General features: G+C 46.6%; 21 protein-coding genes and 1 pseudogene. 11 read left to right on the top strand and 11 right to left on the bottom strand.

Annotated elements, in window-relative coordinates:
- Positions 1-363 precede the first annotated feature (363 nt).
- The 5 genes from QUB70_RS06740 (at position 364) to QUB70_RS06720 (ending at position 4039) form a co-directional block, all read left to right on the top strand.
- On the top strand, positions 364-1317 hold the full coding sequence (locus QUB70_RS06740) for a PhoH family protein (protein ID WP_332979159.1): 954 nt from the start codon (positions 364-366) through the stop codon (positions 1315-1317).
- 185 nt (positions 1318-1502) lie between these two features.
- The gene (locus QUB70_RS06735) at positions 1503-1907 is read left to right on the top strand and encodes a ChuX/HutX family heme-like substrate-binding protein (protein WP_332979158.1); all 405 of its coding nucleotides are present in this window, start codon (positions 1503-1505) and stop codon (positions 1905-1907) included.
- Positions 1908-2162: 255 nt separating this feature from the next.
- Positions 2163-2942: a DUF6816 family protein gene (locus tag QUB70_RS06730; protein WP_332979157.1), complete on the top strand. Its 780-nt coding sequence runs from the start codon at positions 2163-2165 to the stop codon at positions 2940-2942.
- Positions 2943-2966: 24 nt separating this feature from the next.
- Positions 2967-3293: a hypothetical protein gene (locus QUB70_RS06725; protein WP_332979155.1), complete on the top strand. Its 327-nt coding sequence runs from the start codon at positions 2967-2969 to the stop codon at positions 3291-3293.
- 2 nt (positions 3294-3295) lie between these two features.
- Positions 3296-4039: a hypothetical protein gene (locus tag QUB70_RS06720; RefSeq protein ID WP_332979153.1), complete on the top strand. Its 744-nt coding sequence runs from the start codon at positions 3296-3298 to the stop codon at positions 4037-4039.
- Between the two features lie 50 nt (positions 4040-4089).
- Here QUB70_RS06720 and QUB70_RS06715 read toward each other — a convergent pair whose 3' ends face one another.
- From QUB70_RS06715 to QUB70_RS06685, 7 genes and pseudogenes are all read right to left on the bottom strand, one after another.
- Positions 4090-4455 (bottom strand): hypothetical protein, encoded by a 366-nt coding sequence (locus tag QUB70_RS06715; RefSeq protein ID WP_332979152.1) that lies wholly within the window; start codon positions 4453-4455, stop codon positions 4090-4092.
- Between the two features lie 14 nt (positions 4456-4469).
- Positions 4470-4847 (bottom strand): annotated as a pseudogene (locus QUB70_RS06710) (papain fold toxin domain-containing protein).
- A gap of 207 nt (positions 4848-5054) precedes the next feature.
- On the bottom strand, positions 5055-6308 hold the full coding sequence (gene fabF, locus QUB70_RS06705; RefSeq protein ID WP_332979151.1) for a beta-ketoacyl-ACP synthase II: 1254 nt from the start codon (positions 6306-6308) through the stop codon (positions 5055-5057).
- A gap of 97 nt (positions 6309-6405) precedes the next feature.
- The gene (acpP, locus tag QUB70_RS06700) at positions 6406-6660 is read right to left on the bottom strand and encodes an acyl carrier protein (RefSeq protein WP_332979150.1); all 255 of its coding nucleotides are present in this window, start codon (positions 6658-6660) and stop codon (positions 6406-6408) included.
- Positions 6661-7020: 360 nt separating this feature from the next.
- A complete protein-coding gene (locus QUB70_RS06695) occupies positions 7021-7428 on the bottom strand; it encodes a GFA family protein (protein WP_332979149.1) in 408 nt (135 codons plus the stop codon).
- A gap of 280 nt (positions 7429-7708) precedes the next feature.
- Entirely contained in the window at positions 7709-8062 is a 354-nt protein-coding gene (locus QUB70_RS06690; RefSeq protein WP_332979148.1) for a VOC family protein, read from the bottom strand.
- Positions 8055-8321 (bottom strand): hypothetical protein, encoded by a 267-nt coding sequence (locus QUB70_RS06685; RefSeq protein WP_332979147.1) that lies wholly within the window; start codon positions 8319-8321, stop codon positions 8055-8057. Before QUB70_RS06685 ends, QUB70_RS06690 begins: the two co-directional genes overlap by 8 nt.
- Before the next feature lie 446 nt (positions 8322-8767).
- Between QUB70_RS06685 and QUB70_RS06680 the strand changes: the two genes are divergently transcribed.
- The 4 genes from QUB70_RS06680 (at position 8768) to glmS (ending at position 14268) form a co-directional block, all read left to right on the top strand.
- A complete protein-coding gene (locus QUB70_RS06680; RefSeq protein WP_332979146.1) occupies positions 8768-9673 on the top strand; it encodes a CoB--CoM heterodisulfide reductase iron-sulfur subunit B family protein in 906 nt (301 codons plus the stop codon).
- A 679-nt stretch (positions 9674-10352) separates the two neighbouring features.
- Positions 10353-10598, top strand: a complete 246-nt coding sequence (psaC, locus tag QUB70_RS06675) for a photosystem I iron-sulfur center protein PsaC (RefSeq protein ID WP_015175986.1) — start codon at positions 10353-10355, stop codon at positions 10596-10598.
- Positions 10599-10989: 391 nt separating this feature from the next.
- Positions 10990-12279: an RNA-guided endonuclease IscB gene (iscB, locus tag QUB70_RS06670; RefSeq protein WP_332979145.1), complete on the top strand. Its 1290-nt coding sequence runs from the start codon at positions 10990-10992 to the stop codon at positions 12277-12279.
- A 45-nt stretch (positions 12280-12324) separates the two neighbouring features.
- Positions 12325-14268 (top strand): glutamine--fructose-6-phosphate transaminase (isomerizing), encoded by a 1944-nt coding sequence (glmS, locus tag QUB70_RS06665; protein ID WP_332979144.1) that lies wholly within the window; start codon positions 12325-12327, stop codon positions 14266-14268.
- A 139-nt stretch (positions 14269-14407) separates the two neighbouring features.
- Here the strand turns inward: glmS and QUB70_RS06660 are convergent, their stop codons facing one another.
- The gene (locus tag QUB70_RS06660) at positions 14408-15949 is read right to left on the bottom strand and encodes an O-antigen ligase family protein (RefSeq protein ID WP_332979142.1); all 1542 of its coding nucleotides are present in this window, start codon (positions 15947-15949) and stop codon (positions 14408-14410) included.
- 58 nt (positions 15950-16007) lie between these two features.
- On the bottom strand, positions 16008-16853 hold the full coding sequence (locus tag QUB70_RS06655; protein ID WP_332979140.1) for a YaaW family protein: 846 nt from the start codon (positions 16851-16853) through the stop codon (positions 16008-16010).
- Positions 16854-17122: 269 nt separating this feature from the next.
- Here QUB70_RS06655 and QUB70_RS06650 point away from each other — a divergent pair, with 269 nt between their 5' ends.
- Positions 17123-18190, top strand: a complete 1068-nt coding sequence (locus tag QUB70_RS06650; protein WP_332979139.1) for an NAD(P)/FAD-dependent oxidoreductase — start codon at positions 17123-17125, stop codon at positions 18188-18190.
- A 68-nt stretch (positions 18191-18258) separates the two neighbouring features.
- Here the strand turns inward: QUB70_RS06650 and QUB70_RS06645 are convergent, their stop codons facing one another.
- On the bottom strand, positions 18259-19122 hold the full coding sequence (locus QUB70_RS06645; RefSeq protein ID WP_332979138.1) for a Uma2 family endonuclease: 864 nt from the start codon (positions 19120-19122) through the stop codon (positions 18259-18261).
- A 116-nt stretch (positions 19123-19238) separates the two neighbouring features.
- Between QUB70_RS06645 and QUB70_RS06640 the strand changes: the two genes are divergently transcribed.
- Positions 19239-19388 carry a hypothetical protein gene (locus QUB70_RS06640; RefSeq protein WP_332979135.1) on the top strand — a complete coding sequence of 50 codons (150 nt, stop codon included), beginning with the start codon at positions 19239-19241 and terminating at the stop codon, positions 19386-19388.
- Between the two features lie 72 nt (positions 19389-19460).
- Here the strand turns inward: QUB70_RS06640 and QUB70_RS06635 are convergent, their stop codons facing one another.
- Positions 19461-20396, bottom strand: coding sequence for a polysaccharide deacetylase family protein (locus tag QUB70_RS06635; RefSeq protein ID WP_332979134.1), 936 nt, complete (start codon positions 20394-20396; stop codon positions 19461-19463).
- Between the last annotated feature and the right edge of the window lie 369 nt (positions 20397-20765).

The raw sequence follows: 20765 nt of genomic DNA, 5'->3' as shown, positions 1-20765 counted from the left end.
CCCAAAAACAATTTTAGATTTTAGATTGCCTGTTGTAGACTTTGTATTACAAGCCTCGTTTGATTTGAGATTGCCGGTTTTGCGATCGGACACAAATTTAAAATCTAAAATGTCAGCGAGATGAGGTAAATCTAAAATCTAAAATCTAAAATCTAAAGTCTAAAATCTAAAGTTGCCTGACTTGATAGAAAGGAGATTTGATTTGTATCTCAAGCACCAAACTCATTTGGGAGCTAAATCTAAAAGACGCCTTAGATACTAGGTAAAATCTAGTAGCGGGCGTCTTTTTGTTCGCAAAAAGTGACTGATTTAACGGTTAATTGTTAACTTTTAATTGCTTATTTGGAGGGAGCTTATGTTGGCATGACTGAAAAACTAACAATAGAGTTGCCGAGCACTCAAAGCGCAATGTCGCTGGCCGGCAATCAAGAAGAAAACCTGAAAATTATCTCTAAGCAAACCGGCGCTAACCTGGTAATGCGAGGGCAAGAACTGCTAATTTCCGGCACAAAAAGTCAAGTAGAATTGTGTCATAAATTAGTGCGATCGCTCTCCGACTATTGGAAATCCGGCAAAAATATTACCGGAGTTGAAATCCAGACGGCGCGCCAAGCTTTGGATACCAACCGCCAAGGCGATTTACAAGACTTGCAGCGAGACGTACTCGCCAAAACCCGCCGAGGCGAAGAAATTAGAGCCAAAACCTTCAAGCAGCGGCAGTACGTCCAAGCAGTACGCACCCACGACTTGACATTTTGCATTGGTCCCGCCGGTACTGGCAAGACATTTCTAGCAGCTATTTTCGCCATCCAAGCTTTGTTAAGCAAACAGTACGAACGGCTGATTTTAACAAGACCAGCCGTGGAAGCTGGCGAAAAATTAGGGTTTTTGCCGGGAGATTTGCAGCAAAAAGTCGATCCCTACTTGCGCCCGCTTTACGACGCCCTGCAAGAAATGATCGACCCTGAAAAAATGGCCGATTTAATGGAAAGGGGCTTGATCGAAGTAGCTCCCTTAGCTTATATGCGGGGGCGCACTCTCAGCAATGCTTTCGTAATTTTGGACGAAGCTCAAAATACGACGCCGGCTCAAATGAAAATGGTGTTGACTCGTCTGGGCTTTCGATCGAGAATGGTAGTAACGGGCGATATTACTCAAACAGATTTGCCACCACACCAACAATCGGGATTGTCAGTTGCCCAAAAAATTCTGGGTAACGTTGAGGGCATTGCTTTTTGCGAATTTTCTCAGGCGGATGTGGTACGACATCCGCTAGTGCAGCGGATTGTCGCTGCTTACGAACTGCACGAAACATAGTCAGTAGTCATTAGTCATTAGTCATTAGTTGTTGGTTGTTAGTTATTGTTGTTTTTAATTACCAATTACTAATTACCAATGCCCAATGCCCCATGCCCAATGCCCCATGCCCCATGCCCCATGCCCCATGCCCCATGCCCCATGCCCCATGCCCAATTCCCAATTCCCAATTCCCAAATTAAATTATGCCTAACTTGAAAGAATTCTTAGAAGCTTGCGAAAAATTGGGAACCCTGCGTTTAATCGTGACTAGCAGCGCGGCTGTGCTGGAAGTTCGCGGTTCAATTCACAAGCTGTTTTATGCGGAGTTACCGAAGGGAAAATATGCAAATATGCACGCCGAAATATTTGAGTTTCACCTGAATATGGACAAAATTAAACAGGTGAAGTTTGAAACGGGCGAGGCGAAAAGAGGCAATTTTACTACTTATGCGATCCGTTTTCTGGACGAACAAAATGAGGCTGCTTTGAGCGCGTTTTTGCAGTGGGGAAAGCCGGGGGAATACGAACCGGGACAGGTGGAAAATTGGCACCAATTGAAGGAAAAATACGGGGAAGTTTGGGAACCTGCACCTGTTGAGGCGCTTTAAAATATAGGCTTTTTTACCTTGAAATTGCATATTAGGGGCGGGTTCTCCTGCCCTACCCCTACTCCCTACAAGAATAAAATTGATTTTTGTGTAACAGGCAGGATGTCTGTTTCCCAGAAGGGTATAAAATATGATGTTTAACTAATTTGTTGTCTAATTTCTGAATTTATGAACCGCAGAGGGCGCAGAGAACGCAGAGAAGAGATAAAGAAGAGAAAGAGAGACAGAAGGTTAGTTGTTTGAATGTATTTGGGTATGAAGGTATTTTGGGGTTTTTGTTTGGTTTTGGCGGTATTGCTGTGGGGTGGCGCTGCGAGGGCGGGGGTTTTGGGCGATCGCATTTCCAGTTTTCCCAATTGGGAAAGCAAGCCTTCTATCGCTGTAGCTAAGGGGGATTTGGTTTATCCAGATTGGATGGCTGGTACTTGGAATGTTGCGAGCACTTTGGTAGATTTAGCCTCTCCTTTAGCCCCAAATATTGTCACGCCTGGGTTTGAAAGCAACCGTCGCTATTTGCAGCAGCCCGTATTGTTTAAAGTGCGATTTCAACCTGAAAAAAATATTGGTTTTGCTTCTAATTATACACCTAAACTAGCTAAGAAAATTGTAGCCGATCGCACTTTTAACGGTTTAAACATTGCCAAAGCCTATTTAGGCGACGGTGGCGTACTTTCGGTGAAAGTCGATCCGCACAATCCCAACCGCCAAATAACTGTTTTGAAAGGGGAACGCCAACTAATTTCGATTGTTACCAGTCGGGGAACTGAGACGCCGAATCCTCGTGAGTTTGTGTCTACAGAGATTTCTCAGCAAGTGTTTCGGGGAGAGTCTGATATTTATTTAAACGAGGTGGAAACAACAACGGCTTATCGAGTTGTTGGAGGCGGAGAAAATGGCGATTCTGCGAGTAAAAGAATTGAGGCGGATCAGGTGACAGCAATTTATTTGTCGCCGCAAGACCCGGATTATTTTGCTGCTGGGGGGCATCCTGTGGCTTTGTACCGATATCGGTTGGAGTTGTTACCGGGAGAATAAGCTAATTTATGGTGAATTATTAGTATGGCAACTCTAGCGGGGCGAATGGCATGGGAACGAATAATACAAGCTATCTCAACTGGCATTAATCCAAAAGCCAGCGACTTTCAAGTGTGGGCTAAGTCACAACAGGGATGGCATCCTACTCAAACACTTAATGGCCCGTTAAAATATATTGATAAAAAGGGAAAAGCTAGGCTAACGCTTAAACAGGGAACTCCAAGAGCTCCGGGAAGCAATCATCCTCATGTAGAGTTCAGAAATCCCAAAGGCAGTAGAATAGATCTACAAGGAAAGCTCGTTAACAGAAAAAGTATAGCTAATCATACTCCTATCGATTGGGACATTTAACAATGGAACGCTTAAACTACTGGCAGTTTCCGGGATTTGAAAATATTTATCTAGAGGATAGCTATGTAATCAGCATTAATGCTAAAACATCTATACAAATCCTCTTAGAAGCTGTCCTCACTGAGAATCACTCTCTATACACTCAACCTTTACCAGGGGAACAGTATTGTTATCGGCGGATGACGGTAAATTTCCCCCACCCTCAAACCTACGATTTGGTTGTGAACAACATCAACCCAATTGCAGATCCCGATGGCAGCATTGATTATGGTAATATAGACGAATTTTTTAGGGCGGATGGCAAATACTATTTAAGAGTTGGGGAATGGGGAGAACTAACTATAGTTTCTGATCCACCCATGATTTTTGATGTAGAAAACTATTTGATTGTCAGAAACGGCGATAGTTTACTTGAAATTAATAAGGAAAAAATTACTGGTTTTGAATGGAAAAGGGCAGGAAAAGGAGTAGTCAGTTTACTTTACGAAAACGATTCAGGAAATCCTTTATCTGTTCAAATTGAGGCAGAGAAAGATCCTGAAGGCTTTGCAGCAGCTTTGGGGTATATGAGGGAACTTGAAACAGCTTATACAAATGATTTGACAGAAGGCGAGTTGACTTTTGACAAAATTAAGCAATATTACGCTGCTAATTTGAATCAGGAAAATGTGCAAGGGTTTTCTGTTAAATTTCCTAGCTTAGCGGGTAATAAATATTCGATCTCGGCAATTACTTCCGAGAAATAAGGTGAAATCTAGCTCTAGGGATTGTGAAGTGAGGATTTGAGACATCTATACTAATTGTGCTTGTCCTCAGCAATTTTATCCTGATTCAGAAATTCTTCCAATAGTTTGAAAAATTTATCGAGGGCATCTTTTTCATCAACAGAAAAGAAGAGAATGATACTGTCCCATCCGTGAGTTGACGTAATTTGATATCTTTCCTGTATCCACTCTTGAAATCCATCAAGTTGTTGTTGCTCTTCCGTGTCTGGAAACCCAAGTTCCGCTCTAGCCGTCTCATATCCATCTAAAAATGCGCGCAGGCGGGTAATTGAACACTTGCCCAAATACATACCAGGTCTCTGTTTGATTCTTTCCAGTAAATCAAAGAAGTATTCAGATTTAACATCTAGTTTGTTAACATTAACTTCGGCTAGCATAAAAAAGTTTCCTATTAAAAGTCTTCTTCTATTACTATAAACTGTAAATCATTGAATAGTTTACCATGAAATAGCAGGTTTGTCATCCATTGCTCTCTGTTTAGCCCGTCCGGGTGATGGTTGTCAAAAATAGTTTCTATGTTGTTGATAACAATAGCGATTCCTTCGTGACGACCATTTACTGAAATAGCCTCTCCCGGTACGCTATCATCATAAATGCCACTGTTCCGACCTCTTCCTTATCCTGTGTACAGTTTTATGCGCTTTCCATGAATTCCTTGACTTATCAAGTAATCTTTGATGTTGCTGGCGCACTCAACACATTTAAAGTTTTCATAACGATCGACAATAGCCTTGATTTGCAGTATTTGCTCAGCAGTAATCTCACTCATATCCCGCCACGACCAGCAAATTGATGACTTGCGCACGGGTTGCCAGGAACCGGGTTTGATGGACGAAAATTATTCGCTGTAGTCAGCAGATTCGGTGAAAAACCCGGTTTCTTCGTCGCAGTGCGCCCAATCTCAAATTGACCTCAAAAAAATAAAAGGTAAAAAATTAATTTTTTACCTTCTAACTTGCGACTTTCTGACTTCCGGTTACGGAACAAACTTTTTGAAGGCCAGCGTCACGTTGTGGCCGCCAAATCCAAAGGAATTGGACAGCGCTACATCAACTTTTAGATCGCGACTTGTATGCGGAACATAGTCCAAATCGCACTCAGGATCGGGATTTTCCAGATTGATTGTCGGCGGGATTTTATCATTGGCGATCGCCATTACCGTCGCCACCGCTTCAATTCCCCCAGAACCGCCCAAAAGATGACCGGTCATTGACTTGGTAGAACTAATTGCTACTTTGTAAGCGTGGTCTCCCAAAGTCTTTTTAATCGCCTTCGTTTCCGTAGAATCGTTGGGAAGCGTGCTCGTGCCGTGAGCGTTGATATAGCTCACCATATCCGGCGTCAAACCCGCATCCTTGAGCGCTAAAGCCATCGCCCGCGACGCACCTTCCCCCCCCGGTACCGGGGAAGTCATGTGATACGCATCGCAAGTTAAACCGTAGCCGACGATTTCTGCGTAAATTCTCGCGCCGCGGGCGATCGCATATTCCATTTCTTCTAGAATCAGAATGCCAGCACCTTCGCCGACGACAAAACCATCACGATCGCGATCGAACGGACGAGAAGCATGAGTCGGGTCATCGTTGCGAGTCGAAAGCGCCCTCGCCGCAGCAAAACCCGCCACGCACAAAGGTGTCACCGCAGCTTCGGTACCGCCGCAAATCATGGCTTGCGCGTAACCCCCCTGAATTAGGCGAAACGCATCGCCCACGGCATTCGACCCGGCAGCGCAGGCCGTCACCGTGCAAGAGTTTGGCCCCTTAGCGCCCGTTTGAATCGCCGTCAGGCCCGCGGCCATATTCGCAATCATCATGGGAATCATAAACGGGCTGCATCGATCGGGGCCGCGATTCAGATATATCTCTTGCTGGTCTTCCAAAACCTTCAGGCCGCCAATGCCAGTGCCAAGAATGACACCCACCTGTTCTGCGTTCAGGTCGTTAATCTCAAACTTTGCATCAGCAAGAGCTTGTTTGCTCGCTGACACCCCAAATTGAGCAAAGCGATCCATCCGCTTTGCTTCCTTGCGCTCCAAATAGTCGTGTGGGTCGAAACCCTTTACCTCTCCAGCAAAGTGGCAGTCGTGCCGCGACGCATCGAACAAGGTGATCGGGCCTATACCATTCTTCCCGGCAAGCAACCCGTCCCAATATTCGGACAAGGTATTGCCGATCGGTGTAATCGCGCCGAGACCCGTGATAACAACGCGCTTACGCTCTAAATTTGTCATGATTTCAGTTTCAAAAAATTAAACACCCAGAACGCAGAACAAAAGAGGAGTTTTCAGTTTTCTAACTTCTCTCCTCTTAGGGGAAAAGACAGGTATTTTATGCTTTTGGAGCTGCAAGTTTGCTGCTGATGAAATCTACAGAAGCTTGAACCGTAGTAATTCCTTCGGCTGCTTCGTCGGGAATTTCAATATCAAACTCTTCTTCCAAGGCCATGACCAGCTCTACAGTATCTAAGGAATCTGCTCCTAAATCGTTAGCAAAGTTGGCTTCGGGCTTGACTTCGCTCAGCTCGACTTCCAGTTGCTCTTTCACAATTTTCTGGACTCTAGCAAAAATGTCGTCTTGGCTCATAACATCGTGTCCTCATTGGTTGCTGCGTATCTAATCTTATCCGAAAGGGGGATCTTCAGGAAAAAGGGTTGCCGCTTTTCTAACTGACCCTCTGTGTAGGGAGCGGGCAGTGCACCTTGGTGTCAACTTAAGGACTATTATGGGGTGGCGATCGCTATGGCTTTCTTGGATTTGTGTGGGAAACTATATCGACCGGCACAAAATATTCAGAGGTGGAATCGCTGAAACCCTTGCCCTGAGAAATATAAGCTAGATCGATCGCCGTATAGCCTGGAGAGCCGGTAAATCTTTGTTTGATTGGGCTGATGGTTAAAAGGCTTGCAGTCTTTTAGATATCAAATTTTAGATATCAAATGAGTTCTATAGATGCTTTGTCTCGGCTGGAGGCGCATCCCAGTTGTTGTTACGGCCATCCGAAAATCGAATTGGCGCTTCAATGAGTTCCGCTGGATCGGCGTTGTCGAGGGCGGCCAATTGGACTGAAACGTAGTCACCGCCAATCTGTTCGTGGTGGCCGCGTGCAAACGAGCGCACGCCGCAGTGCTTGCAAAAAAAATGATGTCCAATATGCGGATTGAACTGGTAGTCGCTCAAATCGCGATCGCCCGATAGCAATCGGAATGCGTTGGGCTTGATGATGGCGTTCCAATTCCGCGTTTTCGTGCAGATCGAGCAGTTACATTTGTTTGTACCCAAGCTCAAGTCGATGTCGGCTTCAAATCGAACTGCGCCGCAATGGCAGCTTCCAATAAAGGTTTTGATCGTCATAATCTCCCAAGAGGTTGTCGTCCGAAAAGTGTACAGCCTTTGAAGGCGACTGTGTGTAAGACAACTTCGGATACGGGTTCTGTGATTGGCTTCAACTTAACGGGATTACCGATCGCCGCATTCATTACCATCAAGTTTTTTGGGCATTGATGCGATCGGATTCGATCGCTGCTCTAAGAATCTCCAGAGGTCGAAGCTTGCTACCGTGTGATAGGCAGCGACCATTATCTAGTCAAGGTAGCCGTTACATTGATGGGTCATTTGGAGCAAATCGAGATTATTAGAGCTGTGTCAACTCTACTCGATGTCCATCTGGGTCTGCCACGACTGCACGTCGTCCCCAAGCTGAATCCGCAGGAGGTGAAACAATTGAAGCACCATGATTTTTGAGTTCACAGACAACAGCATCTACAGAAGACACTTGAAATCCCAGGCGAGTTGCCGTCGTTGGTAATGTTCCAGCAGTACACGGATAAATCTCAAAGGTGACACAGCCTACCTCACTAGCAAAATGCTCTAAACCATTGCCATGCTGCTGTTTGATGAAATACAGACCCAGCCTTTGATAGAACACAGTAGCTTGTTCAATGTTACCTGAGCGAATGACAACAAGATTCAGTTGGACTTTACTCATTGCTTTTATCAATTTCTGGACATGATTCATCGTGACGCAAGATTCGAACCATTTCTGCACCAGGATGTTTGAACAACACATCAAACTTACTATTGGGCATTCTCAAGCTTTCAGGAACGAGATGAGTCTGTATGGGTTGTGTTAGCACTAACCCATGCCCAGGAAAGAGGAAAACGGTAATTTCACCACCGCGCAGGCATCCTAAAACTCGTACTGGAACACGCACATAAAAGGATGGATTGTCTTCTACATGGTGCATTAAAAGATGCTTAACTAGAGGCAAAAAATGCCGTACAACGGTTGAGCTAAGCGACAGAAATAACTTTCGCTCTCATCCAAAAAATCACAATGCTGTCCGCTCCAATGTTATCACATCAAGTATTCTGCTCCAGGCTCTCCATTAGTGGCTAAGCGTGTGCAAGAACTTTTAGAACAAGCCGAGTTTCAGGTAAACTTCGACTGTTGTCTGCCGATCGCAATCTGAGTCCAGAAATCATCAGCGAGGCAATTTTCCCAAAAGTGCCTCAAGTGGATTCTAGATCGATCGCCCCGCCACCAACCTGAAAACTGCGTCCTCATCGATAATAATTATCTAAAACTGGGTAAGGATATGGAGAGGAAGCATCCCAACTTCGTTAGCGCAGCCCTCGAAGAGGATCGCTCTCCTTTTTTGTCCCTTGCCTTGTCTCCCCAGCAGAAACAATTATGCCATCTCCAAATCTCAAATATGCTTATTTTCCCGGTTGCGTTGCCCAAGGGGCCGCCCGCGAACTTTACCTGTCTACCCAAGCGCTGACTCAAGCGCTGGGGATTGAACTGGTGGAACTCAAGAAAGCTTCCTGCTGCGGTTCTGGCACTTTCAAGGAAGATTCGCAGTTGCTCGAAGATACTGTCAACGCCCGCAATATTGCTTTGGCTGAGGAACTGAATCTGCCTTTACTCACGCATTGCAGCACTTGTCAAGGGGTAATCGGTCATGTGGACGATCGCCTCAAGGATTGCCAAAAAACCGATCCCAACTACATAGAACAAGTCAACGGTTTACTCAAAAAACAAGGCTGTTCGCCTTATCAAGGCAGTACCGAGGTGAAACATCTGCTGTGGGCGATCGTTGCCGATTACGGGCTGGAGGAGGTGCAAAAGCGAGTCACCCGCAAGCTTTCCGGTTTGAAGTGCGCGTCTTTTTACGGATGCTACCTGCTGCGAGCTCAGGATAAGCTGCTTTACGATGACCCGCACCAACCGGAATCGATGGAAAATGTATTTCGGGCGATCGGGGCAACTCCGGTTTACTATCGAGGGCGGACGCAGTGCTGCGGCTGGCCGTTGGCGAGTTATGCCACTAACCAATCATTTCAGATGGCCGGCAAACATATTCAAGATGCTCTTGACAATGGCGCTGATTGTATGGTAACGCCTTGTCCGCTTTGTCATTTAAATTTGGATTCGCGGCAGCCGGAGGTGGAAAAAGCGATCGATCGCAAGTTGGGTTTGCCGGTGCTGCATTTACCGCAGTTGGTGGCTTTGGCTTTGGGTGTGGAACCGAAAAAACTGGGACTCGATCGGCATATTGTTTCAACTAAGCCCGTATTAGAAAAGTTAGGCTTTTAGAAGACCGGGCGGTTGAAACCGCGTCTATACAAACAAAACCCTTCTGGTGCGGGTTGAAGATCGAGCAGTTGAAATTATGTTATTTTTGCAGTCCGCGGAGGCGGACTTCGTTTGACAAGGAGCGGTTTCAACCGCCGTCTGATCTCTCAGAATGAATAACTGTCAGGAACTCAGGGCTAAAGCCACTGAGCTTGTAATTTCTTACAAGCTGTTCTGACCAGACCCCTCTTTTGAGGAGACGTTATTCAGGTCACGACACCGGAGAATGCGACGCCAGTTTTCCGCTCTGTCATCTGCAATTAAATAGTTTTAAAGTCACTGAAACAGTGTTGCAGGTCTAACAAGCCTTTATAACCAGGTCGAGGCGAACATTACCCGAAAGGGATTTGGAGACAACCATATCTCCACAGAGGGGCAACCATACCCCTCTACCCCGCAAGGGGGATTCAAGGCGATTGAAATCGCCTGGTCGTTTTCCTCTCAGGACTAAAGTCTCTGAGCTTCTCACTTACCGAGCTTTTTTGTGAAGTTTTGTCGCTTTTTCGCGAAGTGCTTCCAAGCACTGCGGTAGACTAACCTTTAATTCTCTGTGCAGGCTATAGCGGTGGCACCTCACCGTCAAATCTGTTAATTCGCAGAGGCAGCAAATTTTTAGTGACTCGTTGGGAGCCTTTATTCAATGTCTCATTCAGTCAAAATTTACGATACTTGCATCGGCTGCACTCAATGCGTCCGCGCTTGTCCGACTGACGTTTTGGAGATGGTGCCCTGGGATGGCTGCAAAGCAGCTCAGATTGCCTCTTCTCCCCGCACCGAAGACTGTGTAGGCTGCAAGCGGTGCGAAACTGCTTGCCCGACCGATTTTCTGAGCATCCGGGTTTACCTGGGAGCAGAAACCACTCGCAGTATGGGTCTAGCCTACTAAATATCGATCGACACGCCGATCGAATTACGGGCACAAAAGAGGGGGCAATTTAATCGCCCCCTCTTTTTTTTGTCGCGGAATCTGCATTCTGGGGCCGGAAGAAGGTAAAAATGATAAAACGTGAGTTTTATTGCGATCGCTAAGCAGGACTCACACGAAACCCAGACATTTCTGGATCAACCCAGAAATGCCTGATTGAGTCCAGGCTCAGGTAGCAATATCTACGTTATCGGCAAGTGTCAAAGTTCTTACCTTGGGATGCTAGCCAGTCCCAAGCTCTAAAACCGAACAGTTAAACAAGCAAGGTTTCATTTCAAAGCTAGTGCTGCTCGGAAGTGCCGACCGATAACATTGCCAAGGCAAACTTTACTTTTTAGGAATAGACGCAACCATGTCTACAACGCCCAACCAAGTATTCGTACTTGACACTAACAAAAAACCACTAACTCCCTGCTTACCAGTGATAGCAAGGAAACTGCTTAATGCTAGTAAAGCCAAAGTCTACAAACTTTATCCTTTTACTATCATTTTGAAGAAGGTAGTTGATGAAACTCCCACACCCATAGAGATTAGGATTGACCCTGGTAGTAAAACTACTGGTATCGCCTTAGTCCAAGGAACTCAAGTCATTTGGGCGGCGTTACTTACCCATAGAGGGCAAGCTATAAAAGCTCGGATTGAGAGCCGTCGTGGTGTTCGTCGTAGTCGCCGTAACCGTAAGACTAGGTACAGGAAGCCTCGGTTTGATAACCGTATCCGTCCTAAAGGTTGGCTTCCCCCTAGTTTGCAGCATCGGCTGTTTACTACAATTACTTGGGTTAATCGACTGAGGAAAGTTGCACCTATTAAATCAATAGCTTTCGAGCTAGTCAACTTTGATACTCAGAAAATGCCAAATCCTGAAATATCAGGAATTGAATACCAGCAAGGAGAACTCCAGGGCTACGAAGTCCGTGAGTATCTGCTTGAAAAATGGGAGAGAAAGTGTACCTACTGTGCTATTCAAAACGTACCCTTGCAAGTCGAACATATCCAGCCCAAAGTTAATGGAGGTAGTAATAGAGTCTCTAATCTCTGCTTGGCTTGTGAGAAATGTAACATCAAGAAGGGGAGTCAAGATATCAAGAATTTCTTAAAGGGAAAGCCGGAACTACTCAAGCGGATAATGAGTAAAGCCAAGCTCCCCCTTAAAGATGCAGCAGCGGTTAACTCCACAAAGAATGCTTTACTTACAGCCTTAAAAGCTACAGGTTTAGAGCCTGTCTATATTGGGCGTGGTTCTTTAACTAAATTCAACCGGACAAAACTAGGGTTGTCCAAAGCCCATTGGATTGATGCTGCTTGCTGTGGGGATGTAAGTCAAGGTTTAAAGCTAGCGATTAGTCAACCTCTGTTAATTAAAGCAATGGGATGGGGAAGTCGCCAAGTTGTACAGGCTGATAAATATGGTTTTCCTCGCAAAGGTTACAAGGCAAAGCAGAAAGTGAAGGAATGGAGTACAGGCGATATTGTCTCGATAATTGGAGGAAAGCACGAAGGAGTTAAGTGCAAGCGGATTAAGACCACAAGGTTCAAAGGTAATTTCGATGTCCGGGTAAACAACACTACTGTAATTAGTGTGTCACGCCATCAAGTCAAGTCTGTTCACAAAAACGATGGATACAATTACTCATTTGTTTGAGATTGTCGAGAAATGTCTAGGAAAAAAGCAGGAGTAGTACGTTAAATGTGCGGAATCGTTGGCTATATCGGCACGCAAGCAGCAAGCGAGATTTTGCTAGCAGGATTGGAGAAACTAGAATACCGGGGCTACGATTCAGCGGGCCTCGCTACCATCTCCGAAGGACAAATTACCTGCATCCGAGCAAAGGGCAAATTGCACAACCTCCGGGAAAAGCTAGCAGAGATAGACTCTCTGGCTCCCATCGGCATCGGACACACCCGCTGGGCAACTCACGGCAAACCAGAGGAATATAACGCTCATCCTCACATGGATAATAGCGGGCGAGTTGCGGTAGTTCAAAATGGAATTGTCGAAAATTATCGCGAGTTGCGGGAAGAATTGAAAGCGAAGGGACATAAATTTGTCTCGGATACGGATACAGAAGTTATTCCTCACTTAATCGCGGAATTTTTTGCTGAAGAAAGAAGGAAGAAGGAAGAAGGAAGAAGGAAGAAGGAAGAAGGAAAAGATCCAACAGCAGATAAAATTGCTGATATTTCGTTTTTGGACGTGGTTTCAAAGGCGGTAAATCGGTTAGAAGGAGCCTTTGCGATCGCCATTATCTGTGCAGATTTTCCCGACGAAATAATTGTCGCCAGACAGCAAGCTCCTTTGGTGATTGGCTTTGGTGCCGGTGAATTTTTCTGCGCTTCCGACACGCCGGCCTTAATATCTCACACCCGCGCTGTTTTGTCTCTAGAAAATGGCGAATTGGCAAGGCTGACTCCGATGGGAGTCGAAGTTTACAGCTTTGCAGGAGAAAGGCTGAAAAAAAGCCCGCGCATCCTTGGTTGGAGTCCGGTTTTAGTCGAAAAACAAGGCTTCAAACACTTCATGCACAAGGAGATTTACGAACAGCCAGCCGTAGTCCGAGCTTGTTTGGAGGCTTATTTAGACAGCGATTGGCAGCCGGGAAATCCGCGCTCTCCTATCAATCTCAACTTGCCCGAGGAACTTTGCGCCGATGTCGAACAAATTTCAATTCTAGCCTGCGGAACGAGCTGGCACGCCTCGCTAATTGGCAAATATTTGTTGGAACAATTAGCTAATATTCCCACTGCGGTGCAGTACGCTTCTGAATACCGCTACGCGCCCGCACCGCTGACAGCAAATACTTTAACTATTGGGGTAACACAGTCGGGAGAAACGGCGGACACGCTGGCTGCTTTGGGGATGGAACAGCAGCGCCGCGCGGGTTTTACCGATAAATTCCGGGCGAGAATGTTGGGAATTACTAACAGAACTGAAAGTTCGATCGCCCACATGATGCCTCACGTGATCAATACCCACGCCGGTATAGAAGTCGGCGTTGCTGCGACTAAAACTTTTGTGACTCAGTTGATGGCATTCTATTTCTTAGCTTTGGATTTGGCGCACCAGCGGCAAACAATCAGCAGCGAGAGATTGGCAGAGATTATTGCTGGTTTGCGCCAGTTGCCAGCGGAAATTGAGAAGTATTTGGAGATTCAAGAACAGTATGTCGAGGAATTGTCCCACCAGTTTACAGAAACCCAAGATTTTATCTTTTTGGGACGGGGAATTAATTTTCCCATTGCTTTGGAAGGGGCGCTGAAACTTAAGGAAATTAGCTACATTCACGCGGAAGGATATCCGGCGGGAGAGATGAAACACGGCCCGATCGCGCTTTTGGATGCGAAAGTGCCTGTAGTGGCGATCGCCATGCCCGGAAGCGTCTACGAAAAAGTGCTTTCCAACGCTCAGGAAGCCAAGGCCCGCGACGCCCGTTTAATTGGCGTTACGCCGAAGCACGGTGCGGCGGAAGCCGATATTTTTGACCACATTTTGCCGGTGCCTTTGGTGGATGAATTGTTGTCGCCGATTGTGACAGTGATTCCGCTGCAATTGTTGGCTTATCACATTGCTGCGCGACGGGGTTTGGATGTGGATCAGCCGCGCAATTTGGCGAAGTCGGTGACGGTGGAATAAAGGAAGTTCGGCAACGGATTCTGTAACGGATGTAACGGATATAACGGATGTCAGTCCGATGAAAGTCGGAAGAAGGAAGAATTCTGGCTTTTTCCTTTTTCCTCCTATTTCCGATGCCCGATGCCCGATGCCCCATGCCCTATTCCCTCTGGCTGACTCCGCAAATCGCCGCCAACACCAACCAGCTTATTGTATTGACTCGGAAATCAAACAGCGTCACGTCTACAGTGTTAAACAGCGTACAGGCGGCGAAGGCTAATAAATAACTGAAGAAAATTAGGCGATCGTTCGCTTTTTTGTCTTGACAAACTACCTGACTTGTGATATTGACTAGAGAGTTTTGATTGAGCAATAAAGCATTTTTCTCTACTTCCTCTGTTGCTATTTGCTCTTGTTTGATGTCCGCAGCAGAAACAGGCCAATTCATCAACAACAAAACACCCCTAGCCAAAACCCAGCCAACTAAACCCAAAAAGCAAAGCGTTGCCGGTATACCAGTTTCGGCCGTCAACATCAGTATCAAACTGTGAGGATGACCGAGCCATTCGTGCATTTGAGCTTCGTAGAGAGGAGTAAAATTTCGCAGTCCCCAACCAGTCCAAGGACGCTGCTGAGTCATCGACCAAGCAAACTCCCACTGAGTAGTTCTCAAAGTAGCTGTCGGTCGATTTGGAAACATCTCATCGGTAAGTCTGGCCCAGAAAAAAGCCGGGATAATTATTCGTAAATAGTGTTGTAAAGGTTCCGGGCCAAAGGCAGACAAAAACACTGCACCAACCCCACTAAAAACCGCAGCTAATATTTTTTTATAACCCGCATAAAATGCAAAGCTAAAAACTGCCAAAACTGCCAATCCCCACGCATTGCGAGAATTAGTAAAAATCAAAGCAACAGCATTTCCCACCACTGCAAAAGTTAAAAACAGGAATTGGGCATGGGGCATGGGGCATGGGGCATTGGGCATGGGGCATGGGGCATTGGGCATTGGTAATTGGTGACAACTGCCAACTGCCAACTGACAACTGCCAACTGCCAACTGACAACTGCCAACTGACAACTGCCAACTGACTTCTTCCATCCACAATCCCAGTGTTAAAATAAAAGCAATTGTCAGATAGCAAGCTAAAATATTAGCGTACATAAATACAGAAGCCATCCTACCGGGAGGATTGCCCGTAGGTTCGAGTACCCAACCAAAAATTGGCTGCAATAAATCGATGCCGCTCCAACCTAAAAATTGCTGTCCCAGACCTAAAATTATTACGGGAATTACACTAATTACGATCGTCCAAGACAATTGCCGCAATTGAGCCGGAGTTTGAATTAAATTGCTGAAAGCGGCAAACAATATAAAGAACGGCAAGAAATTGTACAACCCTATAAAAGCCTCAATGCGGTTGTAAGCAAAAACGGCTGTGATGACTAGCAGGGCGCTCAGAATTGCGAATCCTCGATTCAGGGGGCGGCGACTAATTTGGCGGATTTTTTGCTTGCAAGTGCCGGCCAATCCTAAGAATATTCCTAAAGCTCCCAAAATTGGAATTAAGGGAAAAATTAGCATCCCGATTTGAGCGAAATTCCAAGGAATTTCTAGGCGGCTGTCGGGATGTTTTTGGAGGCGAGATTTGAGATTTTTTGCTGTCTGTTTGGCAGCTAATTTCCACCGATTTTTGATGTTCACTCACACTCCAATTCTTCAATTCTTCAATCCAAAATCCAAAATCCAAAATCCAAAATCGTTAGGCTAGTTCCCAAACGCATTCCGATCGCGTCAAGCGTATTTGAGCTAAGGCAAAAATGGTCGGGATAATCCGGCCGTAGTTCGTGGAAATCGATCGCCAACCCAAATCCGCTAAAAACCAAGTCCACATCACCGGGCCGAGCAACGAAAACACGCTCCGCGTCGCACCGTAACGAGCCGCACTCACCGCCATCCCGCGCCGCGCCGTCTGAATTGCGACATAATTTTGAAACTGGGTTGCTGCGGTTGCAGTGCCTGCAAGCACTCCTTGTTTTGCCATTTGATAGGTGGCAAAATGCAGCGCAAATTGATTGGCCATCAGTTTGAGCAACATTGGTTTTAAGATGGAACTAACAGCTAAAGCACCGCCACCTTTGAACAGTAAACCCAGCGGGTCTTTTTCAGCAGAAATTGGCAGGGGTTCTGAGAGTTTGGACTCAACGATCGCTCGCTGTACGCGCACTGTCAGCGCTTGCTGTTCGTCGGCCGGTAAACGCTTCCACGCCCGGCCCATTAAGTGCAGAAATACTTCTGCCTCTAAGTCGGTGGTTGACAACTGTTTGGGATAAGGGATTTTGAGATAGCGACAAACTTGAATTAGTGCTTGTCTGTAAGTTACTTGTTCGGTTCGCCCTCTGAGTACCGTCAGCCCGTCGGCTGCAAGATAGCGAAACCGCTGTTCTACGGCGTCTAGCCATGCTTGGCGATCGCGACTTTGTACGTCTATGGGTGCGGGGGTTTGCACGTAATCTAAAGGGTTAAACTTGCGGCTGAACAGAAGTTCTGTTAGTTGCTGCAATTCTTCTTCTGTTGTCAATTCTAGTGCTGCTCTGAGTTCGTCCAAAATTTTGCCCTCCCGTATACGATTTTAGATTTTAGATTTTAGATTGCCGCTTAGTAACGATCGCCCTGTGGGACTTGCCTCGCGCTACATTTTTATAAACTGGTCTGACCTGTCGATTCGTGCCACACCCTATTCTACTACCTGGCGCAGGACGATGGCGTTCCGCCCCGCAAGCTACGGCTTTGGGCTTTTATACCAGTTGTGCCGAGCATCTTTTGCCCCGCAGCCTTTAAGCTAATAACTAAATCCAAAATTCTGATAATTCAACTATGTTCGATGTTGTGGCGATCGGTGCGGGGATGGCGGGGCTGATTTGCGCTCAACAGTTGCGCCTCGCTGGCTATTCTGTGGCGGTTGTTGAGAAATCTCGCGGCGCGGGGGGACGAGTCGCTACCCGCCGCGTACACGGCACTAGGGCCGATCACGGGGCTCGCTATTTGGAGCCGCAGGGAGATGCGGTGCAGGGGTTAATTGAGGTTTTGGTCGATCGGCACATCCTCAAACTCTGGACGGATAGTGTGGGAGAATTCCGACAAGGAGAAATGTTCTCTATTCCTAGTTCTTGTTATGTAGCACCTGCTGGGATGAATGCTGTGGGTAAGTATCTGGCTCAGGATTTAGACATTTGGTACGGCCGCCGCGTCAAAGCTATTTCTCGTACCGACAGCCAAATGTGGCATCTTTCTCTGGAAGTTACCGACGACAATTTAGAGATACCTCAAGAATTGATTGCTAAGGCTGTGGTGGTGGCAATTCCTGCTCCTCAAGCTTTAATGTTTTTGGATTCGGAAATGGGTTTTTCGCCTGATTTTATTGACAAATTGCGTTCTGTGGAGTACGACGCTTGCATTGCGGTGATGGCTGGCTATTCTGCGGCAAAACAGCAAGATTTGAGCAATCTAAATCCGCAGTGGCAAGCTGTTTCTTTTCCCGATGATGCTGATTTAACTTGGGTTGGTTTAGATAGCAGCAAGCGGATCGATCCGCAGCAGCCTGTGTTTGTGGTTCACAGCAGCGCAAATTTTGCAGAACGCTATTTAGAAGCTGTTGATTTGGATACTGTCGGTCAGGAATTGCTCGATCGCACTTCTGAACATTTAATCCCTTGGCTGAAGCAGCCGGAATGGTTCCAGGTTCACCGCTGGCGCTATGCTTTTTGTAGAAATCCTTTGGCTGTTTCTTGTTTGCCTGCTGGGGGGAATTTGCCGCTGGTTTGTGCGGGGGATTTGTGCGGGGAAGGTCAAATAGAAGGTGCTTTGCGATCGGGTTTGGCGGCGGCTAATTGGGTGAATTCTCAGTTGCAAAATTTGCCCTTAGATTCCAGCCTAAATTGGTAATATGGCTACAGTTAAGGTATCGAAAAAGACTCAATTCCTTGCTAGAAAATGGTCAGCTCGATCGCCCTTTACCGCAATCGCTGTACCTCTTCCACCGACAGAGAAAGCGCCTGGGCAACTTGTTCGACGGTTAAACCCATTCCCAGCAGTTGGGGAATGGCATCTCGTTGTGTTTGCTCCGCGCGATCGGCCCGCTGATTTTCAGCTTCAGCCCGCTGGCGTTCCTGTTCCGTGTGGAGGCGTTCGAGTCGAGCTTGCTCGCTCCCCGTCAGCAACAAATTCCCCTGGTTATCCCACCAGCGCAACCACCGCTGTGTCTGATTTTGATAGCTGCCTTCCCATACGCCTAACTCTATGCCCATGCGGTCGATCGGGTAATGTCCGCGATCGTTGGGTTCCAATCGGTAATAGCGACCATTCACCCAATTGTAGACTTCGAGTTGGCTGGTTTTAATTGTATAGATCGCGTAGTAGGGAATGCGGATAATCTGCTCGTATACCCAAAACTTCCCTGGTTTCTGATTAGTACCTTCTGGTAAACGAGATAAAGGCGTATTGTCTCGTTCTTCGGAACCATCTCCACTGGCAAACTCGATCGCAATTATGGGCACCATATACTCGCGCCAAATCACGTAAGACCGACGAATTTCGCCGTCCACGAGGGGCCCAACGTTGGGGACGTAGAACCAGTCAGGCGCTTCGGCACCCTTTTCTGGTGGGTCGGTTTCGCGCCAGTAGATGCCGCAATCTTGCCCGATCGCATATTGTCCGTCCGGGTGAAGCGTTTGCAGCGTGCTTTCTAGGGAGTCGGTGAGCAGGATGCTCTGGGGATGTTCTTGGAAGTTCTTCACAAACGTGCCGTCGGATTCGGGGAGTTGGGTGTGATCCGGGAAGGCAGGGGGCAACCCTGTCGCGCTGAGACTTTGGGTCATGGCTGGTAGGCGATCGACCTAGCGATCGAACTGATGCTCTGTTACAGCATAACGATTGTCGATCGATTTGTGTATATGAAGATGGAAGTTCGGCAACGGATTCTGTAACGGATGTAATGGATTTCAGGAAGAAGGAAGAAGGAAGAAGGAAGAAGGAAGAAGGAAGAAGGAAGAAGGGAAATGCAATTAAAGCAATGGTTTCAGCCGTCAATAACGTCGCCGGGAATCGGGCGCGGTTACTACTTCTTCCTTCTTCGTTCGGCTAGAGTTATAAAAAATTAATCGAACCACATACAAAAAAATGGAAAAATGGTTAAAATTCTCACTTTACCAAGTTGTTATTTTTGTGCAGTTTCCTGTTGCTGTAAGTCTTGTTTTTGCATCTGCAACAACTCGGGAACTGTTACGAAACTGTACCCTTCATTTCTCAATCGAGCAATAATATCAGGTAAAGCTTTTACAGTTCTGGCTCGATTGCCGCCGCCGTCGTGCATCAACACAATGCCGCCGGAATTTGCCTGTCTCATCACGTTGTCCATCAAAGATTCCGTAAGAGTTCGCCAATCAAAAGAATCAGCAGACCACATCACAACTGCATAATTTTTCTTTTGAGCGTAAGCTGCCAATCCATTGTTTAAAATGCCTCCAGGCGGGCGAAACATCGATGTTTTGACGCCGGTCAACTCCTCAATTAAGGATGAAGTGCGATCGATCTCGCGAGCGGCACCGTATTCGTTATACTTAAGGTATTGGTGGTTCCAAGTGTGGTTGCCGATCGCGTGACCGGCAGCAGCGACTTGTTTGCCAAGTTCGGGATAAGTTTGCAGGTATCTTCCTACCCAGAAGAATGTAGCCTTAATATTGTTTTCCTTGAGAATATCTAGGATTTGTGTAGTTGTTTTCGGCCAGGGGCCGTCGTCAAATGTCAGGGCGATCGCCTTGTGCTGGGAGTCGAGTTTCGCTTCACGAATGGTTGTACCTTTAAACTGGGACGGTACGGCTGATTGAAAGCGGATTTCCTGCAATTGAGCTAGAGCCTGTTGGGAAAATTCAACTCGATGGGCGATCGCCCCTTTGATCCCGTTAACATTGGAGATCGGCTTTTGTTCTTGCGACTGGGATACGGCCAAGACTTGCGCCTGCATCGGTGCCGCTGGCCCAGTTGCCCGCAAGTTAATCGGCAACGTCACACCCAGCAAAAAACTTCCTGTGGCGGCCATAAAAGCAACGATTAACGTTTTTCGCCGCCTCCACAGCAGTTTCAATTTTGTCACGTCATTCTCTCCTTCACACCTTGTACAGTTAATTGTAGATTTTATGTTGATATCAAGTTAATCCACTTAAGAGGATAATCTTAAATTGGATTGCCCCTAAAAATGTTACTGAAAATAACCGATCGCGGGGAAGTCCGTCAGGATAAAAAAAATTTAATAATTGTGTTAAGATTTATGCGCCAGAAGCCCCCTAACCCATGAAAACGGTGGATGGTTGAAATTTTGACCCAGCCCGGGAGACGGCGCTCACGTCCGGTTAATGGCACGATATTCTTAGGGACTCCAGCCACATCGGCCCGCATCTCTACCTAACGCTGCAAGTTGATTTAACCTGAGATGTTCCACCATTGTCAATCATTGTCAATAAGC

The sequence above is a fragment of the Microcoleus sp. A003_D6 genome (assembly GCF_036702825.1).
GTDB lineage: Bacteria > Cyanobacteriota > Cyanobacteriia > Cyanobacteriales > Microcoleaceae > Microcoleus.
The sequence above is the reverse complement of the archived record's forward strand: the minus strand, read 5'-3'. Positions and strand labels throughout refer to the sequence as shown.

What these genes read in the sequence shown, in the direction of transcription:
- glmS (WP_332979144.1), top strand. Translation starts at nt 12,325, where the DNA reads ATGTGCGGAATCGTTGGCTATATCGGCACGCAAGCAGCAAGCGAGATT.
- QUB70_RS06695 (WP_332979149.1), bottom strand. Translation starts at nt 7,428, where the DNA reads ATGACGATCAAAACCTTTATTGGAAGCTGCCATTGCGGCGCAGTTCGA.
- QUB70_RS06720 (WP_332979153.1), top strand. Translation starts at nt 3,296, where the DNA reads ATGGAACGCTTAAACTACTGGCAGTTTCCGGGATTTGAAAATATTTAT.
- QUB70_RS06645 (WP_332979138.1), bottom strand. Translation starts at nt 19,122, where the DNA reads ATGACCCAAAGTCTCAGCGCGACAGGGTTGCCCCCTGCCTTCCCGGAT.
- fabF (WP_332979151.1), bottom strand. Translation starts at nt 6,308, where the DNA reads ATGACAAATTTAGAGCGTAAGCGCGTTGTTATCACGGGTCTCGGCGCG.
- iscB (WP_332979145.1), top strand. Translation starts at nt 10,990, where the DNA reads ATGTCTACAACGCCCAACCAAGTATTCGTACTTGACACTAACAAAAAA.
- QUB70_RS06725 (WP_332979155.1), top strand. Translation starts at nt 2,967, where the DNA reads ATGGCAACTCTAGCGGGGCGAATGGCATGGGAACGAATAATACAAGCT.
- acpP (WP_332979150.1), bottom strand. Translation starts at nt 6,660, where the DNA reads ATGAGCCAAGACGACATTTTTGCTAGAGTCCAGAAAATTGTGAAAGAG.
- QUB70_RS06740 (WP_332979159.1), top strand. Translation starts at nt 364, where the DNA reads ATGACTGAAAAACTAACAATAGAGTTGCCGAGCACTCAAAGCGCAATG.
- QUB70_RS06680 (WP_332979146.1), top strand. Translation starts at nt 8,768, where the DNA reads ATGCCATCTCCAAATCTCAAATATGCTTATTTTCCCGGTTGCGTTGCC.
- QUB70_RS06735 (WP_332979158.1), top strand. Translation starts at nt 1,503, where the DNA reads ATGCCTAACTTGAAAGAATTCTTAGAAGCTTGCGAAAAATTGGGAACC.
- QUB70_RS06650 (WP_332979139.1), top strand. Translation starts at nt 17,123, where the DNA reads ATGTTCGATGTTGTGGCGATCGGTGCGGGGATGGCGGGGCTGATTTGC.
- psaC (WP_015175986.1), top strand. Translation starts at nt 10,353, where the DNA reads ATGTCTCATTCAGTCAAAATTTACGATACTTGCATCGGCTGCACTCAA.
- QUB70_RS06715 (WP_332979152.1), bottom strand. Translation starts at nt 4,455, where the DNA reads ATGCTAGCCGAAGTTAATGTTAACAAACTAGATGTTAAATCTGAATAC.
- QUB70_RS06685 (WP_332979147.1), bottom strand. Translation starts at nt 8,321, where the DNA reads ATGCACCATGTAGAAGACAATCCATCCTTTTATGTGCGTGTTCCAGTA.
- QUB70_RS06640 (WP_332979135.1), top strand. Translation starts at nt 19,239, where the DNA reads ATGGATTTCAGGAAGAAGGAAGAAGGAAGAAGGAAGAAGGAAGAAGGA.
- QUB70_RS06690 (WP_332979148.1), bottom strand. Translation starts at nt 8,062, where the DNA reads ATGAGTAAAGTCCAACTGAATCTTGTTGTCATTCGCTCAGGTAACATT.
- QUB70_RS06730 (WP_332979157.1), top strand. Translation starts at nt 2,163, where the DNA reads ATGAAGGTATTTTGGGGTTTTTGTTTGGTTTTGGCGGTATTGCTGTGG.